This is a genomic window from Anaerolineales bacterium (assembly GCA_037382465.1).
Lineage (GTDB): Bacteria > Chloroflexota > Anaerolineae > Anaerolineales > E44-bin32 > WVZH01.
The window spans coordinates 215,557-230,887 of record JARRPX010000002.1; the positions used below are offsets into that span (position 1 = coordinate 215,557).

At 55.5% G+C, this 15,331-nt stretch carries 14 protein-coding genes and 1 tRNA gene; 14 read left to right on the plus strand and 1 reads right to left on the minus strand.

Annotated features, from left to right (window positions below):
* Positions 1-118: 118 nt before the first annotated feature.
* The 12 genes from P8Z34_01445 to rlmN all read left to right on the plus strand — a co-directional run bounded on the left by P8Z34_01445 (position 119) and on the right by rlmN (position 12,588).
* Positions 119-2,926 carry a helicase C-terminal domain-containing protein gene (locus P8Z34_01445; protein ID MEJ2549328.1) on the plus strand — a complete coding sequence of 936 codons (2,808 nt, stop codon included), beginning with the start codon at positions 119-121 and terminating at the stop codon, positions 2,924-2,926.
* Positions 2,927-3,131: 205 nt separating this feature from the next.
* A complete protein-coding gene (locus P8Z34_01450; GenBank protein ID MEJ2549329.1) occupies positions 3,132-3,866 on the plus strand; it encodes a protein phosphatase 2C domain-containing protein in 735 nt (244 codons plus the stop codon).
* A 132-nt stretch (positions 3,867-3,998) separates the two neighbouring features.
* Complete coding sequence (efp, locus tag P8Z34_01455) at positions 3,999-4,556, plus strand: elongation factor P (GenBank protein MEJ2549330.1); 558 nt, start codon at positions 3,999-4,001, stop codon at positions 4,554-4,556.
* Positions 4,557-4,572: 16 nt separating this feature from the next.
* Complete coding sequence (locus P8Z34_01460) at positions 4,573-4,914, plus strand: hypothetical protein (protein MEJ2549331.1); 342 nt, start codon at positions 4,573-4,575, stop codon at positions 4,912-4,914.
* Entirely contained in the window at positions 4,911-6,098 is a 1,188-nt protein-coding gene (locus P8Z34_01465; GenBank protein MEJ2549332.1) for a DinB family protein, read from the plus strand. The genes P8Z34_01460 and P8Z34_01465 overlap by 4 nt, the downstream gene beginning before the upstream one ends.
* A gap of 45 nt (positions 6,099-6,143) precedes the next feature.
* Positions 6,144-6,225 (plus strand) — tRNA-Leu (locus P8Z34_01470).
* A 97-nt stretch (positions 6,226-6,322) separates the two neighbouring features.
* On the plus strand, positions 6,323-7,699 hold the full coding sequence (gene tig / locus P8Z34_01475) for a trigger factor (GenBank protein ID MEJ2549333.1): 1,377 nt from the start codon (positions 6,323-6,325) through the stop codon (positions 7,697-7,699).
* An 11-nt stretch (positions 7,700-7,710) separates the two neighbouring features.
* A complete protein-coding gene (locus tag P8Z34_01480) occupies positions 7,711-8,352 on the plus strand; it encodes an ATP-dependent Clp protease proteolytic subunit (GenBank protein ID MEJ2549334.1) in 642 nt (213 codons plus the stop codon).
* Between the two features lie 6 nt (positions 8,353-8,358).
* Positions 8,359-9,660 (plus strand): ATP-dependent Clp protease ATP-binding subunit ClpX, encoded by a 1,302-nt coding sequence (gene clpX, locus P8Z34_01485; protein MEJ2549335.1) that lies wholly within the window; start codon positions 8,359-8,361, stop codon positions 9,658-9,660.
* A 26-nt stretch (positions 9,661-9,686) separates the two neighbouring features.
* Positions 9,687-10,559 (plus strand): DUF1028 domain-containing protein, encoded by an 873-nt coding sequence (locus P8Z34_01490; protein ID MEJ2549336.1) that lies wholly within the window; start codon positions 9,687-9,689, stop codon positions 10,557-10,559.
* A gap of 173 nt (positions 10,560-10,732) precedes the next feature.
* The gene (locus P8Z34_01495) at positions 10,733-11,536 is read left to right on the plus strand and encodes an HAD-IIA family hydrolase (protein MEJ2549337.1); all 804 of its coding nucleotides are present in this window, start codon (positions 10,733-10,735) and stop codon (positions 11,534-11,536) included.
* A complete protein-coding gene (gene rlmN, locus P8Z34_01500) occupies positions 11,533-12,588 on the plus strand; it encodes a 23S rRNA (adenine(2503)-C(2))-methyltransferase RlmN (GenBank protein ID MEJ2549338.1) in 1,056 nt (351 codons plus the stop codon). Before P8Z34_01495 ends, rlmN begins: the two co-directional genes overlap by 4 nt.
* A 382-nt stretch (positions 12,589-12,970) precedes the next feature.
* Here rlmN and rpmB read toward each other — a convergent pair whose 3' ends face one another.
* On the minus strand, positions 12,971-13,150 hold the full coding sequence (gene rpmB, locus P8Z34_01505) for a 50S ribosomal protein L28 (protein MEJ2549339.1): 180 nt from the start codon (positions 13,148-13,150) through the stop codon (positions 12,971-12,973).
* A gap of 106 nt (positions 13,151-13,256) precedes the next feature.
* On the opposite strand from rpmB, the gene P8Z34_01510 reads away from it, so the two are divergent.
* Both P8Z34_01510 and P8Z34_01515 read left to right on the plus strand, forming a co-directional pair.
* Positions 13,257-13,613 carry an Asp23/Gls24 family envelope stress response protein gene (locus P8Z34_01510; GenBank protein MEJ2549340.1) on the plus strand — a complete coding sequence of 119 codons (357 nt, stop codon included), beginning with the start codon at positions 13,257-13,259 and terminating at the stop codon, positions 13,611-13,613.
* 21 nt (positions 13,614-13,634) lie between these two features.
* Positions 13,635-15,329, plus strand: a complete 1,695-nt coding sequence (locus P8Z34_01515; GenBank protein ID MEJ2549341.1) for a DAK2 domain-containing protein — start codon at positions 13,635-13,637, stop codon at positions 15,327-15,329.
* Positions 15,330-15,331: the final 2 nt, after the last annotated feature.

Sequence of the window (15,331 nt, forward strand, 5' to 3'; positions counted from 1 at the left end):
AGAATCATTGTTCGTTTCCCTGATCCATTGAATTTCATGCCTCCATCGCGCGTAAATCGATTCCGCCGTATTTTGGCACGACCCGAGTATAGCATGGATGGGACGCTCTGATGCTATAATGCGCCAGAATAACATGAAAGAAACCCTGCTTGCCTTTGATTTAGAGACCACCGGACTGGACCCCGAACGAGATTCCATCATCGAAATCGGGGCCGTCCGATTCCGCGGCAATCGTGTCGAAAACGAATTTTCGACGCTGGTCAATCCGGGTCGGCCGCTCGATCCGCTCATCACCTCACTGACCGGCATCACAGACGAGATGCTCGCCAATGCCCCACGCCTTTCGCACGTCATTCAAGATTTTCAAGATTTCGCCGGCGATCTCATTGTGCTGGGACACAACGTCCGATTCGATCTCAGTTTCCTTCAACCGAAAGGTGTTTTACGCAACAATCTCGGTTTGGACACTTACACCATCGCCACCGTGCTTTTACCCTCCGCCGGACGATACAATCTGGCCGGACTGGCGAGCTTCCTGGCCGTTCCCGTGATGACCTCCCACCGTGCGCTCGAAGATGCCCACACGACACGACAGGTTTTTCTACGTCTGATGGATAAAGCACTGGAGCTTCCTCCGGAAGCGCTGGAGGAGATTTGTCGTTTGGGTGCCGAAATCGAATGGGATGCCGGATGGTTCTTCGATCGAACGCTCGAGGAGATGCAATCTGATCGAGGGGCTTCGTCTTCAACCGATGCCGGACGAGCACGTTTTTTCAAACCCGCTTCCTCGGATGCCTCTCCACTCACCGCCAATGAAAATCTCGAACCGCTCGACCGTGATGAAATTGCCGCCATCCTGGAGCCCGGCGGCCTTTTCGATAAGCGTTTCCCGGCCTACGAACATCGCCCGCAGCAAATCACCATGCTGCAGGCAGTATGCGATGCCTTGTCTTATGGCCAGCACCTGCTCGTAGAGGCCGGAACCGGCATCGGGAAATCGATGGCGTACCTGCTGCCCTCGCTTTCCTGGGCTTCAATGAACAAGGAACGTGTGGTCATTTCTACCAATACCATCAACCTGCAGGACCAACTCATCCGCAAAGACATTCCCGACTTGTGCAGCATTCTCGATGCCGATTACCGCGCCGCTATACTGAAAGGGCGCTCGAATTACATCTGCCCCAGACGATTGGCCAGCTTGCGCCAAATCGGTCCGCGCACACCGGAGGAAATGCGCATGTTGGCGAAGATCCTGGTCTGGCTTTACAGCGGCGGCAGCGGAGATCGGAGTGAGATCAATCTATCATCCCGGGAAGCTGCTGCCTGGTCGCGTCTGTCGGCCGAAGGGGAAGACTGTTCCGCCGAAGTCTGCCTCGAGCACACCAACGGCGCCTGCCCCTACTACCAGGCTCACCGCCTTGCGGAGAGCGCACACGTCATCATCGTCAACCACGCACTCTTGCTGGCCGATATCGCCACGGGCAACCGAGTCATCCCTGAATATCGCTACCTCATCGTCGACGAGGCGCATCATCTCGAATCAGCGACCACGAACGGCTTGAGTTTCCAGGTCAGCCAAAGCGCGTTGGGGTTCATGCTGCGGGACCTCGGAAGCGTCAAAGACGGCCTGCTTCATCAAATCCTCGAACTGGCGCGCAAAGAACTGCCGGCCAACGTGGTCAAGAACGTGGAGCAAATCGTCGTCTCCATTTCCGACCAGCGGCACGATTGTACGGAACTTGCCCAACGATTGTTCGACACGCTATCGGAATACCTGACGGAGCAGCGCGATGACAAACCCGTCGGACCCTATGGGCAGCGTCTTCGCATCGTACCCGCTTCACGCACCCTCCCCAAATGGTCCGACGTCGAAATCGCCTGGGAGAACGCCCGCGGGCCGCTCTCGGCCGTCACACAATCTTTATCCACCCTGAGTGAAGCATTGGAGGACATGGCCGCCACCGGCGTAGAGACCGCCGAGAACCTGGCCACGGCAGCACGCATTGCGACGCGCAGTCTGACGGAGATCGTCACCAACCTGGAGAACATGATTTTCGAGCCCGACCCACAGATCATCTATTGGCTGCAAACCAAGATCGGTGCAGGTGACCTGGTTTTGCACGCGGCGCCGCTCAGCGTGGGGCCACTCGTGGAGCGGTTTCTGTGGCACGAGAAAGAAACGGTGGTGATGACTTCCGCCACACTGACCGTCGGTGGGGAATTCGATTACATCAAGCAGCGCTTGAACGCCGTAGACGCCGATGAGCTTGCTCTCGGTTCCCCCTTCGATTTCGAGACTTCCACCCTGCTCTACCTCATCAACGACATTCCGGAGCCGTCTGACGGAAAGGCGTATCAGCGCGCCGTCGAAAAAACGTTGATTCGGCTCTGCCACACCACGCTCGGTAGAACTCTCGTTTTGTTTACATCGAATATGCAATTGAATCGGACGGCTCGCGCCATTGCCCCTTCGCTCATGCAGGCAGGCGTCGACGTGCTGGAACAGACCTCGGGAGCGTCTCGCCACGCGCTTCTCGAGAGGTTCCGCTCTTCCAAACAGTCCGTACTAGTGGGGACTCGCTCTTTCTGGGAAGGCGTTGACGTGCCCGGTGAGGCTTTGTCCGTATTGGGAATCGCACGCCTGCCTTTCGACGTACCCAACGATCCTATCGTCGCTGCGCGTGCGGAAATGTATGAATCTCCGTTCGACCAGTACACCCTTCCGGAGGCCGTACTTCGATTTCGACAGGGATTTGGCCGCCTCATACGCACCCAGTCCGATAGGGGCGTCGTATTCGTGCTCGATCGTCGAATTATTTCCAAGAAATACGGCCGTGCCTTCATAGACTCGCTTCCCCGCTGTACGATGCGCACAGGTTCCATGGAAGAACTTGCAGAAGCTACGTCACGCTGGCTGGGGATTTGAGCACCCCTTCAGAATCCATTTGATTTAAAGATCACAAAAGAGGACGACAACGCTGGGCGATACCATCAGACCGGATTTCCGTTCAAATCGTGAATTTTGGTAAATTGCCGGAAAAATAGTTCCGTTATAGTATGGCCGTGTTGCAGCATTAAATTGACAGATCATTTTTCGGCGCTTGAAGGCCGAAAATCAATGGAGTGACAGGATGGAGTATGGCGCTGCTACGGACACAGGTATCGTGCGCGAGAAGAACGAGGACAATTACAGCGTCGACACGGATTTGAGTGTTTATACTGTGGCTGATGGGATCGGGGGTCATCTGGCCGGTGAAATTGCGAGTTACATTGCCGTCCGCACTATTCAAGAATATTTATCGGCTCACAATCCCAACGACCATCAAACGCCTCAGGAAACCATTCTGGCCAGCATAATTGCGGCGCACGAAGCCATACTTGCAGCAGCCGGTGGTAGCGACAACAACCTCCGCATGGGAACGACCATCGTCCTCCTCTGGATCCCCTCCCCGCCCCATACGGCTTGGGTGGCGCATGTGGGTGACAGCCGTGCCTACCTTTATCGTCACGACAGACTTCGCGTCCTCACCCAGGATCACACCCTCCTCCTGCAGGCGAAGCGTGACGGAGTCCTTCCTGAGAATCCAAGTTTATGGCCTCCAAGACAGGCATTGAGCCAGGCACTTGGGGCGAGCGATCGCATCGAACCCGAAACGCACGAACTCGAGCTGCAGCCAGGCGACCAGATCCTTCTCTGTACCGACGGCCTGACCGACATGGTTTCGGAGAAGGAAATTCTGGCATTGCTGCGCCGCGGCGAACCACCCCAAAAGACGTGCGACGAACTCATCCTGACCGCCATCGCCAACGGCGGAAAAGACAATATCACCGCCCTTCTCGTCCCGATCGACGCAGATACAAACTGAAGCTGGGACAATCTTAAACGATTCCGATTTTGCACCGCGGCCATCGACGAAGTCCGTCTCATCGCGCCACAATTGACGCTTCCACGCGAGAGACGCTATAATGCCACCATCTCAGCTTAAAGGAAAAACCCAGTGATTGACGTCAACGAACTGCGAAACGGAGTGACTTTCGAGTTGGATGGCAGCTTGTATAAAGTCATCGAATACAGCCATCATAAGCCCGGTCGAGGCAAGGCGACCATTCGCACCAAGGTCCGTGATCTTCGGACCGGTTCCGTGCTGGAAAAAACCTTCACCTCCGGCGACAAGGTACAGGACATTCGTCTCGATTATCACGTGGTGCAATTCCTCTACAAAGACAACGACCTGTATCACTTCATGGACACAGAGACGTACGAACAACCGGCGCTCAACGCATCCATACTCGGTGAGGCGGTATACTACTTAACTGAAGGATTGGAAGTCAAGCTTACTTTTTACGAAGGTGAAGCGTTGGATGTTGAACTGCCCACGACCGTTGATTTGAAGGTCGTCGAAGCTGAGATGGCCGTCAGAGGGGACACCGCCACCGGAGCGAACAAAAGCGTCACAACCGAAACGGGCTTGAAAGTCCAAGTACCGCTTTTTGTCGAAACAGGCGATACCATTCGAGTGGACACACGCAACGGATCGTACGTCACCCGAGCCTGACCCCAGAAAATTGGCTATGCGAACACCTGCGGGAAACGAATGTCCCTATTATTACCAGGACTTCCATCGAGGCCGCTCGATCCAGGAATGCCGGTTGATCGAACGCACACCGAACGGTGGCAAGTATACGCCCGATCTGTGTGCAAAATGCCGCGTGCCTCGGATCGTGATGGCAAACGCATGCAAGCGTATGGTTCTGGAAGCGCGCGTGGTTTCCGGCTTCCTCGGGTTAAACCGCCGGGTTGAAGTGAGTGCATTTTGCACGCGTACGTTGGAAAACGTCGCCGAACCAGAAATTGGATGCGGTGAGTGCCACCTCGAGCTCGCCGCTCTACTCCATCCAGAGAATGATACGTGATATCCGCTCTGCTCATCGATCTCGACGACACACTGCTCGCTAACGACATGAAACGCTTCTTGCCGGTCTACCTCGACCGGCTGGGCGAGCATCTCTCGAATCTGGCGCCGGCGGAACAGATCACCTCGCTGGTCATGGCCGGCAGTCTGGCGATGATGGAGAACACCGATCCCACCCGCACCTTGCAGCAGGTTTTCGCCGATCATTTCTTTCCCCATTTTGACATCGAAGCGGAAGACTTGATCCCAGAGATCAACCAGTTCTACGCTGAGGTTTTCCCCGGCCTGCAATCGCTAACGGCGCCTCGCGGTGGTGCCGATCAACTCATAAAGTCGGCGCTCGATAAAGGCATCGAAGTCGTTATTGCCACCAGTCCCCTTTTTCCACTCGCTGCGATCGAGCATCGATTGGATTGGGCGGGAGTACCGGTGGACAGGTATGCGTATACGCTCGTGACGAGTTATGAAAGTTTCCATTTCGCCAAGCCCCGTTTGGAATACTACGCGGAAATTCTCGCTCGATTGGGTCTTCCACCGCACCAGGCCGCAATGATCGGCAACGATCCAACAGACGATCTCCTTCCGGCACAAAACCTGGGGCTTGCAGTCTTCGATGTGAATCACGATTCGGACCACTACCCCGGTGGAGACCTTCTCGCTGCCACGGCCTGGATCGAGCGAGCCCACCAGGAAGTTCGTAACGACGCCGAAGGACACCCCCAGGCAATCCTGGCCCGCTTGCGAGGGAATCTTTCCGCCCTGCACAGCGTACTTCCTGCGTTGGACGAAACGGAGTGGAATCGACCACCCAAGAAAAACGCCTGGGCGGTCAATCAGATTCTATGCCACCTGCGCGATGTCGAACGCGAGGTGTACTTGCCTCGTGTGCGGACATTGATGTCGGAAGACAACCCGCATATTTCCGCCAAAGATACCGATCAATGGTCTGCAGAACGCGGCTACGCGCAGCAATCCGGCGAAGACGCCTTCGAGGTTTTTACGCAAGCACGTTTAGATCTCATCGAACAGCTTGAATCTCTCACCCACGAGCAATGGAACCGGCCTGCCCGCCACTCCCTCCTGGGACCCACGAACCTCGCAGAAATACTGAAATTCGCCACCGATCACGACGTGATTCACCTGGCGCAGATCCGCTCCAACCTGAAAACGATCCGGAAGCAGTGAGCCCGTCTTTACACAGTCCTGCACGGAAGCTATAATCTCCTGAACGGGGAAGTGCTGGAACTGGCAGACAGGCGTGACTTAGGATCACGTGCCCTCGGGCGTGCGGGTTCAAATCCCGCCTTCCCTACTCCTGCATTCGGAAAATCGAGCTGAACAAGAGTCTGCCTTCGAAGCGCACGAAATCCGCGCCAGCCGATGGTGCAGATTCCGAGAGGATAATGGCTTTGAACGTAAAAACGCAAGATCTTGAAAATCGTCAGGTCGAAATGACGGTCGAGGTGCCCGAAGACCGCTTCCGAGCCGCCATGCAAGCCGCTGCTCGCCGTTTGGCGAAAGACGTCAAAATCCCGGGTTTTCGCCCCGGAAAAGCGCCTTACGAAGTGATACTCAATAAAGTCGGCCACGAGGCGATTTTCGAGGAGGCGTTGGACGGTCTCGGTCAGGAAATGTACCGGGAAGCGATCAAGGAATCTGACCTCAATCCCTATGCTCCGGGGACTCTCGAAGAAATCGTGAGCCAGGATCCGCTCGTCTTGCGCTTCACCGTGCCGCTTGAACCCAATGTAGAATTGGGTGACTATCAGAAGGTCCGCGTCCCTTTCGAAACCCCCGAGGTCAGCGACGAAGAATTCGAAAAAGTACTGGAAGAAATCCGGCAAAGTCGAGCCTTGATCGAGCCTGCCGATCGCCCCGCGCAAATGTCGGACGTCGTCATCATCGACGTGACCAGCGAACTGAAGGCGCCTGAAGCAGGAGAAGATACTTCGATCATGGACATGAAAGGCACGGAGATTCTTCTCAGCGAAGATGCGCGCTGGCCGATCCAGGGCATCGCTGAGCATCTCGTGGGTATCGAAGCGGGTCAGGAACTCGACTTTGAAGACACGTTCCCGGAAGATTATCCCGTCGAGTCGCTGCGCCAACGGGAAGCGAAGTTCCACGTTAAATGTGTCGAGGTCAAATCACGCCTCATACCAGAATGGTCGGACGATCTCGCCCAGAGCATGGGTGAATTCAACGACCTCCTCGATCTGCGTCTGAAGCTGCGGGACAATCTCATCCAATCGGCACAGCAGGAAGCCGATTCGAACTACACGGAAGAAGTCATGGCGGCCCTTGTAGATAAAGCCGACTTCGAGTATCCGCCGATCCTGTTGGAAGAAGGAATCGACGAACTGGTCACCGAATGGAGCAAGAGCCTGGCTTCGCAAAACATGACCCTGGATGACTATTTGAAGATCGAAGGGAAGACGCTGGACGACCTACGCGAGGAGCTGCTTCCACAAGCCCAAAACCGCCTGCTGAAGGCGCTCGTATTGGGTAAAATCGTTGAAGAGGAAAACCTGGAAGTCGATGATCAGGAAATCGACGAGCAGATCGAACGCATCGTTGAGCCCTTCAAGGAACGTGCCGGTGAATTCCGCAAAGTCATCGACACCCCAGAGGGCAGACGCCGCATCCGCCTGGATCTACTGACCGAGAAGGCGTTCAAGAGAATAATCGCGATCGCGAAAGGCGAAGGCGATAAAATAGAAGTACAAGAAGAAGCGGTATCCGAGAAAGAACCATCCGAAACGGAAGAGACGTCCGAAAAAGAGTGAGGGTAGAAACGATGACAATTATTGATCCTAGATCTGCCATTCCCATGGTAATCGAACCTACCGGCCGCGGAGAACGAGCGTACGACATCTATTCGCTGCTCCTGAGAGAACGAATCATCTTCCTGGGAACACCGATTAACGATCAGATATCCAATCTGATCATCGCCCAATTGTTGTATCTCGATCGTGAAGACCCCGAGCGGCAGATTTACATGTACATCAATTCGCCAGGAGGCGGGATCTATGCCGGCCTGGCGATCTACGACACGATGCAGCAGGTACGCGCGCCGATATCGACCGTCGCCGTCGGCGTTACGGCCTCGTTCGGCACCGTGCTCCTGACCGCCGGCACCAAAGGCATGCGTTACGCTTTACCCCACGCCACGATCCACCTGCATCAACCCTTGGGCGGCGTACAGGGTCAAGCAACCGACATCGAGATTCAAGCCAAGGAAATCTTGCGCCTGCGGGAAAAATTGAATACTATACTCTCAAAGCACACCGGACAGTCCTTGGATTTGATCGAAGCTGACACGGAACGCGATTTCTACATGGACGGTGATGCGGCGAAGAATTACGGCATCATCGACCACGTGCTTTACCCTTCCGATGAAAGAGAATCGGACGAAAAAGAGAAAAAGGAAAGTAAATAAAGGTCGATGACCCGAAGACGCTCTTCAGAATCCGAAATCCGTGAGTGTTCCTTCTGCAGCCGGGTTGAAGCGGAAGTAAAACGGCTGATCGCGGGTCCTGAGGGCGTCTTCATCTGTAACGAATGTGTCGATCTCTGCCGCGACATTCTGCAGGATGATAGACCCAGCTTATCCAACGCAGCGGCGGTGTCGGCAAAACCCCCACTTTCACCCCGAGAGATCTATGGGAAATTGGATGAGTACGTCGTAAGCCAGGACGGTGCGAAACGAGTGCTTTCGGTTGCCGTATACAACCACTACAAACGCATCGCCCACCGCGGTCGTACCGACGTGGAATTGGAAAAGGCCAACATTCTTCTCGTCGGCCCTACGGGCTGTGGAAAGACGCTGTTGGCCCAAACACTCGCAAAAAGCCTCGACGTTCCCTTCTGCATCGCGGATGCAACGGCGCTTACGGAGGCAGGTTATGTCGGGGAGGACGTCGAAAACATCCTCTTGCGCCTTCTCCAGGCTGCGGAATTCAACGTTCCTCGCGCCGAACGCGGCATCGTCTACATCGACGAGATCGATAAAACTGCACGCAAGACCGGCGACAACCCCAGCATCACCCGCGACGTTTCCGGAGAGGGTGTACAGCAAGCGCTTTTGAAAATCATCGAAGGGGCCGCCGTAAACGTGCCTCCCCAGGGCGGAAGAAAACACCCGCAGCAGGAATTCATCCAGGTTAACACCACGGATGTTCTCTTCATCTGCGGGGGAACGTTCGACGGTCTGGCGCAAATCGTCGCCGAACGCCTGGGCCGGCGCGGCCGTATGGGGTTCACGGGTACAGTGACAGACAAAAGCACGATCAAGTCGCACGAAAGCCAACTACTGCGGTACATTACCCCGGATGATCTCATGCGCTACGGAATGATCCCGGAACTCGTCGGTCGGCTTCCGGTGACGATCAGCATCGATCCGCTCGACATCCACGCGCTGCGTGCGATTCTCACCGAACCGAGGAACGCGCTCGTACGCCAATACCAACGCCTCTTCGAAATGGACAACGTCGAACTCCAATTCGATGAGGAAGCTTTGGAAGCCGCAGCCCAATTGGCCATGGAACACGAGACGGGTGCCCGAGGTCTGCGCTCCACGATCGAGGGCGCGCTGCTCGACGTGATGTATGAAATCCCCTCACGGCCCGAAATACGCAGGGTCAACGTGAATGCCGACGCAATCCACGGCGACAGCAAACCCCAACTGCAGGACGAGAAAGGGAAAGACCTTGCCTATCTCGATGAAACCCTGCCTGACGCCGCCTAGTTCTTCCCAAAGCCAGGAAAAGCGACTTGCTCAGACTATCGACGTTTTCCATCGTGGCATTTGATCCCAACGAAACTGCCTGGGGAATCGCTGTGGCTTCGAAATTCCCCGCCGTAGGCGCCGTCGTACCCTGGGCCAGAGCCAACGCAGGCGCCGTGGCGACGCAGTCCTACGCCAATACGACCTATGGACCTCGCGGGCTGGCCTATATGGAAGAAGGCTTGTCTGCGAGTGAAACCCTCGCACTGCTGCTGGAAGACGACGAGGAACGCGAAATGCGTCAGGTTGGCCTGATCGATACGCACGGCAAAGCGGCCACGTTTACCGGAGATGACTGCCATGACTGGGCCGGTGGACGCACAGGTGAGCATTACGCCGTCCAGGGAAACATCCTTACCGGTCCGGAAACCATCGATGCAATGATTCGGGCGTATCTGGAATTCGAAGGCGATTTCCCCGAACGCCTGCTCAATGCGCTGCTCGCCGGAGATCGCGCCGGCGGCGACCGCCGGGGGCGGCAGAGCGCTGCGCTGTATGTCGTCAAACCCGAGGCCGGCTACGGCGGTATGAACGATCGCTGGATCGATTACCGCGTGGACGACCACATCGACCCGGTCCCACAACTGGCGTCGCTGTTGAAACTACATCGGCTTTATTTCGGAAAGAGTTCGAAAGAAGATGAACTCCAAATCGAGGGCGACGTGGCGAAGACGCTGCAAGAGATCATGCAGCAGCAGGGATACTACAAGGGCGCAATCCATGGAGAACTCGACGTTGAAACTCAAAAAGCTCTACAGAGTTTCATCGGCAACGAAAATTTCGAAGACCGCACTGATTTACAAGCCGGACGAATCGACAAGCCGGTCTTCGATTATCTCGTACAGAAATTCATTCCATAATTTCCTCTAACCCACTCCCGAAGAATCACACAGGCGCTGAAACGTGAATATCGATCTCCGGCAGCGGAAAGCTCCTGTTGATCCCCATGAAATCAGGGAAGCCATTATAATGTTCCGGGAAGCGATTATCCCGGTCGAGTTCGTTGACACTGAAGAATAACGAAAGGATGCATGTGAAGACTCTGGATCAAATCCGCGCCTTGATCATCGACATGGATGGCGTCCTGGTGCGTGGCGCTACTCCCCTGCCCGGACTCTCTGAATTTTTCTCCGTGCTGGACACCCGTCAGCTTGATTTTGTCGTGGCGACGAACAACGCAACTACGACACCAGAATTACTCGCAGACCGTCTCGGGACCGCAGGCGTGCGAATTCCCCCGAGTCACGTGATCACCTCCGCAATGGCGGCAGCAGATTACCTGCGCCATCACGGCAATCTGGATGGAAAAGTCTTCATGGTGGGCGAATCCCCCCTGAGACAAGCGCTCGAAGCCGCCGGCTTCGAGATCTGCACAAAATCAGATGGGGCCAGCGCCGTCGTCGTCGGTCTGGATCACGAGGTATCCTGGCGCAAGCTGTCCGAAGCGGCCTACGCCATCGGGGACGGCGCCATGTTTATCGGCACGAATCCCGACCCGAGCATTCCGACGGAACGCGGGATTGCAATCGGAAACGGCGCCCTGCTTGCTGCGCTTCAAGTCGCGACGGGCATAAAACCCCTTGTCATCGGAAAACCTGAAACCCACCTGTTCGAGCTTGCGCTGCACAAGTTGAACACAGAACCGGACGAGACGCTCGTTCTCGGCGACAGGCTCGATACGGATATACTGGGAGGCAAGAACGCGGGCCTGGCTACGGCGCTGCTGCTCACTGGCGTGACTGACCGGCACGATCTCGAAAACGCCTCGATCCAACCGGACTGGGTTTTCGATGACCTCAAAGCGCTCAGCGTCGAGTTGGCCGCAGTGACTGTATGAGGTCAAAAGCGTCGATCTTCGATCTCTCCCTGGATCAACTCACACTGCAGCTCGAAGAATGGGGGGAACCAGCATACCGCGCCCGACAGATTTGGCATGGCGTATACCAACGCCTGGCCTCGGATCCTGACGGTATGACGGATTTATCCATCGCTTTGAGGGCAAAAATTAAAGCCCGGTTCTCCTTCAAGGATTTGAGTGAAGCAGCGACTCTACGCTCCGAGGACGGAAGCACGGAAAAGACTCTGTTCGCACTGGCTGACGGACTCCGTGTGGAAGCGGTTCTCATGCGTTATAAAAATCGGAACACGGTCTGCATCTCTTCACAAGTTGGCTGTGCCATGGGCTGCACGTTCTGTGCTACCGGGCAAATGGGATACGGTAGAAATCTGAGCAGCGGAGAAATCGTCGAACAGGTCATCCGTTTTGCCGGACGGCTTGCCAAACAGGAGAAACAGATCACCAACGTCGTTGTTATGGGTATGGGAGAGCCCTTCCACAACTACGACGCCGTTCTCGATGCACTCGTTCGTCTCAACCATCCGGCGGGCTTTAATTTCGGTGCCAGGCGGTTTACGGTATCGACCGTGGGATTGGCCCCGGGGATCGAACGCTTCACCCGGGAAGGATGGCAGTTCAATCTGGCCGTATCCTTGCATGCCGCCACAAACTCTCTGCGGGACCAACTACTCCCGGTGAATCGACGCTACCCTTTAGAAACTCTCATCGCTGCTTGCAAAGAATACGTGCACAAATCCGGCCGACGGATCACCTTCGAATGGGCGTTGATACGGGGAGTCAACGACAGCCCCGAGCAGGCGGATGCCCTTATAGAGCTTATCCACGGCCTTAATTGCCACGTTAATCTCATTCCCCTCAACCCCACTCCGGAATTCGTCGGCGATGCAACGACGAAGAAGGTCGCCGATCACTTTCTGGAAAGGCTTACACGACTCGGGATCTCCGCAACGATGCGTCTGCGCCGTGGGATCAACATACAGGCTGGCTGTGGCCAACTTGCGACGGAAAAGAATCCGTCCGCACGAAGATAGTTGACATAAATGTTCATCCTTTTCCCGAGCAGTCCGTGTCTCGTATGCCGATTACCGGGAGTCTCGACGTCCAATGATTCAACTTGTCAAGCGGAGATCGAGAAGGTATGATTGCGTACACATTGTACGGGTTATGTTCTCATACCGACCCGTTTGCGTTTTTTCTCTACCCAAACGCAAATCTACACAGCCACTTCAGCAGGATGAAAAGAGATCCGTTTACACCGCAGAATTCCGTATTTGCATCAACTTTGACGACGTGCTCGAGTGAGCGGAATATATCGAAGCCAATCGGCGAATTTCGGGTTAAATTAATGGAGAAGACCGCCGAGGCGGCGGTCCATAGACGGGTTTAATTCAGTAGCTAAGATGTCTATTGATGTCAGACACGAGCGAGGCGTTTTATACATTTCGTACACAGCGTCTTCTGCACCAAACGACCATTCTCGACCACGCGGATCTTCTGAAGGTTCGGTCGAAAGGTGCGTTTGGTAGCCTTCATCGAGAAGCTGCGGTTGTGTCCGAATGTCGTCGTCTTGCCGCAATTTTCACACTTGGCCATCGGATACCCTTTCTTAAGGAGTTGACAATCCACTCCAGCGGCACAAATCTTACCACATGATAATGGATGTATCAAATGATTGCTGCCACCTCGGAGGCAAAGATAAATGACCGGTGAAACTACGTATTTGGGACGAATCACGATCGCCCCAAAGGCAATCGCCACAATTGCATCGCAAGCTGCGCTACAATCTTACGGCGTGGTCGGCATGGCGTCCAAGAACTTCGTGGACGGCATCGCCAATGTGATCGCACGAGATCCTCGGCACGGTGTCGATGTAAACGCCTACGAAGATCACATGTCGATCGATCTTTACGTGATTGTCGAATACGGGACACGCATCTCCTCCGTTGCTGGAAGCGTCGCCAATGCCGTGCGCTTTCAGGTCGAGCGGGCGATCGGAATGCCGGTTTCTGCAGTTAACGTTCACGTGCAGGACCTGCGCGTCAGCGACACGGACTGATCGACTGAGGACAGGTAGACAATGAGTGATGTGATCCCGCAGATTGACGAATCGGCCCGCCAGCGCCTGATCGATCGCTATAAAACCGTCGACGGCAACATGCTGCGCCGGCTCACGGCCGCCGGACTGGTCTGGCTGCGCACCAATCAACAGCTGGTCAACTCCCTCAACGTATTCCCCGTACCTGACGGAGATACGGGCACCAACATGGTGCTGACCATGCAGTCCGCCATGGACGAGACCTCCAAGGATACCAACCGCTCGATCGGCCAGGTAGCCCACTCGATCGCACACGGTGCGTTGATGGGCGCACGCGGAAATTCCGGCGTTATTCTTTCACAAATCTGGCGCGGATTTTCGCGGGTGCTCGACGACCTGGAAATGATGGATGTCGAGAGTATGACCGCAGCACTCTCCGAAGCGCGAGAAACTGCTTACAAAGGGGTCGTGCGGCCGGTCGAAGGCACCATCCTCACGGTCACGAAAGACATCGCAAATGAGGCGGAGAAAGCCGTGAAGAACGGCACGCACTCCGCGTACGAACTGCTGGAACGCATCGTCGTCGCCGCCGACGAATCGGTTCAGAGAACCCCGGAGCTGCTTCCTGTGCTGAAAGAAGCCGGCGTGGTCGACAGCGGCGGCATGGGCTTGTTCCTCATTCTCGAGGGCATGCTGCGGGCGGTGTATTCCATGCCCCTGGACCAACCCGTAATCGGCGTGCAGCCCCTGAGCGCTCTCAATCTGGACAACGCCACCGAAGCGATCGAACCGGGACAGGATTGGGAAGTGGTGATCGACTTCCATCCGGAGTCCGCACTCAACGTTCAGGATTTCTACAACCACCTCGAAACGCTGGGGACCTCGATCCAGGTCGGTGAAGGCGACGGCATCATGCGCATGCACATTCACGTGCCCGACAAGACGGAATACGAACCGATCGAATACGTGAAGACTCTGGGAACGATCACCAACGTTGCCATCGAGAATTTAATGGCGCAGATGGCGGCGCAATCTTCGAGACAAGCCCTGGAAAGCATTCAGCTCGAGACGATTCAAGCCGGCGACATTGCGACGGTCGCCGTGGCGCCGGGTATTGGCATCGCCCGTGTTTTCGCCAGCCTCGGAGTCTCTTCAATCGTCGAAGGCGGCCAAACCATGAATCCCAGCACCCAAGAAATTCTGAGTGCCTTCGAAAACCTCCCCACCGACAAAGTCATCATCCTTCCCAACAACAAGAACGTCGTCCTGGCCGCCAAGCAAGTAATCGATCTGACCGTCAAGCAGGTTGCCGTCATTCCCAGCGTTTCCGTGCCCCAGGGGATTTCCGCATTGTTCGCCTTCAACAAGGAGGGTGATTTCGACCAGACCGTCAAGGCGATGACGGCCGCACTCGAGGACGTCGAATGTGTAGAGATCACAACGGCGACACGTTCCGTCGAGATCGACGGCGTCCAGGTTCAAGAAAACCAGATCATCGCGCTCCTCAACGGCCGCCTCGCCGTATCGGGCGATGACATCGAGCAGGTTGCCAAGGATGTGCTCGCCCTTGCCAAAGCAGAAGAGAAGGAATTGATAACCTTCTTCTACGGTGCGGATCTCAATGCCGTACTGGCAAACGAGATCGCCGACAATTTGCGTAAGATCTATACGGATCAAGAGATCGAAGTCGTTGAGGGTTGTCAACCCCACTATCAAATCATCATGTCCATCGAATAAAC

Coding starts and splice junctions, on each gene's coding strand:
- P8Z34_01445 (MEJ2549328.1), top strand. CDS start 119: ATGCGCCAGAATAACATGAAAGAAACCCTGCTTGCCTTTGATTTAGAG.
- P8Z34_01450 (MEJ2549329.1), top strand. CDS start 3,132: ATGGAGTATGGCGCTGCTACGGACACAGGTATCGTGCGCGAGAAGAAC.
- P8Z34_01460 (MEJ2549331.1), top strand. CDS start 4,573: ATGCGAACACCTGCGGGAAACGAATGTCCCTATTATTACCAGGACTTC.
- P8Z34_01480 (MEJ2549334.1), top strand. CDS start 7,711: ATGACAATTATTGATCCTAGATCTGCCATTCCCATGGTAATCGAACCT.
- clpX (MEJ2549335.1), top strand. CDS start 8,359: ATGACCCGAAGACGCTCTTCAGAATCCGAAATCCGTGAGTGTTCCTTC.
- rlmN (MEJ2549338.1), top strand. CDS start 11,533: ATGAGGTCAAAAGCGTCGATCTTCGATCTCTCCCTGGATCAACTCACA.
- rpmB (MEJ2549339.1), bottom strand. CDS start 13,150: ATGGCCAAGTGTGAAAATTGCGGCAAGACGACGACATTCGGACACAAC.
- P8Z34_01510 (MEJ2549340.1), top strand. CDS start 13,257: ATGACCGGTGAAACTACGTATTTGGGACGAATCACGATCGCCCCAAAG.
- P8Z34_01515 (MEJ2549341.1), top strand. CDS start 13,635: ATGAGTGATGTGATCCCGCAGATTGACGAATCGGCCCGCCAGCGCCTG.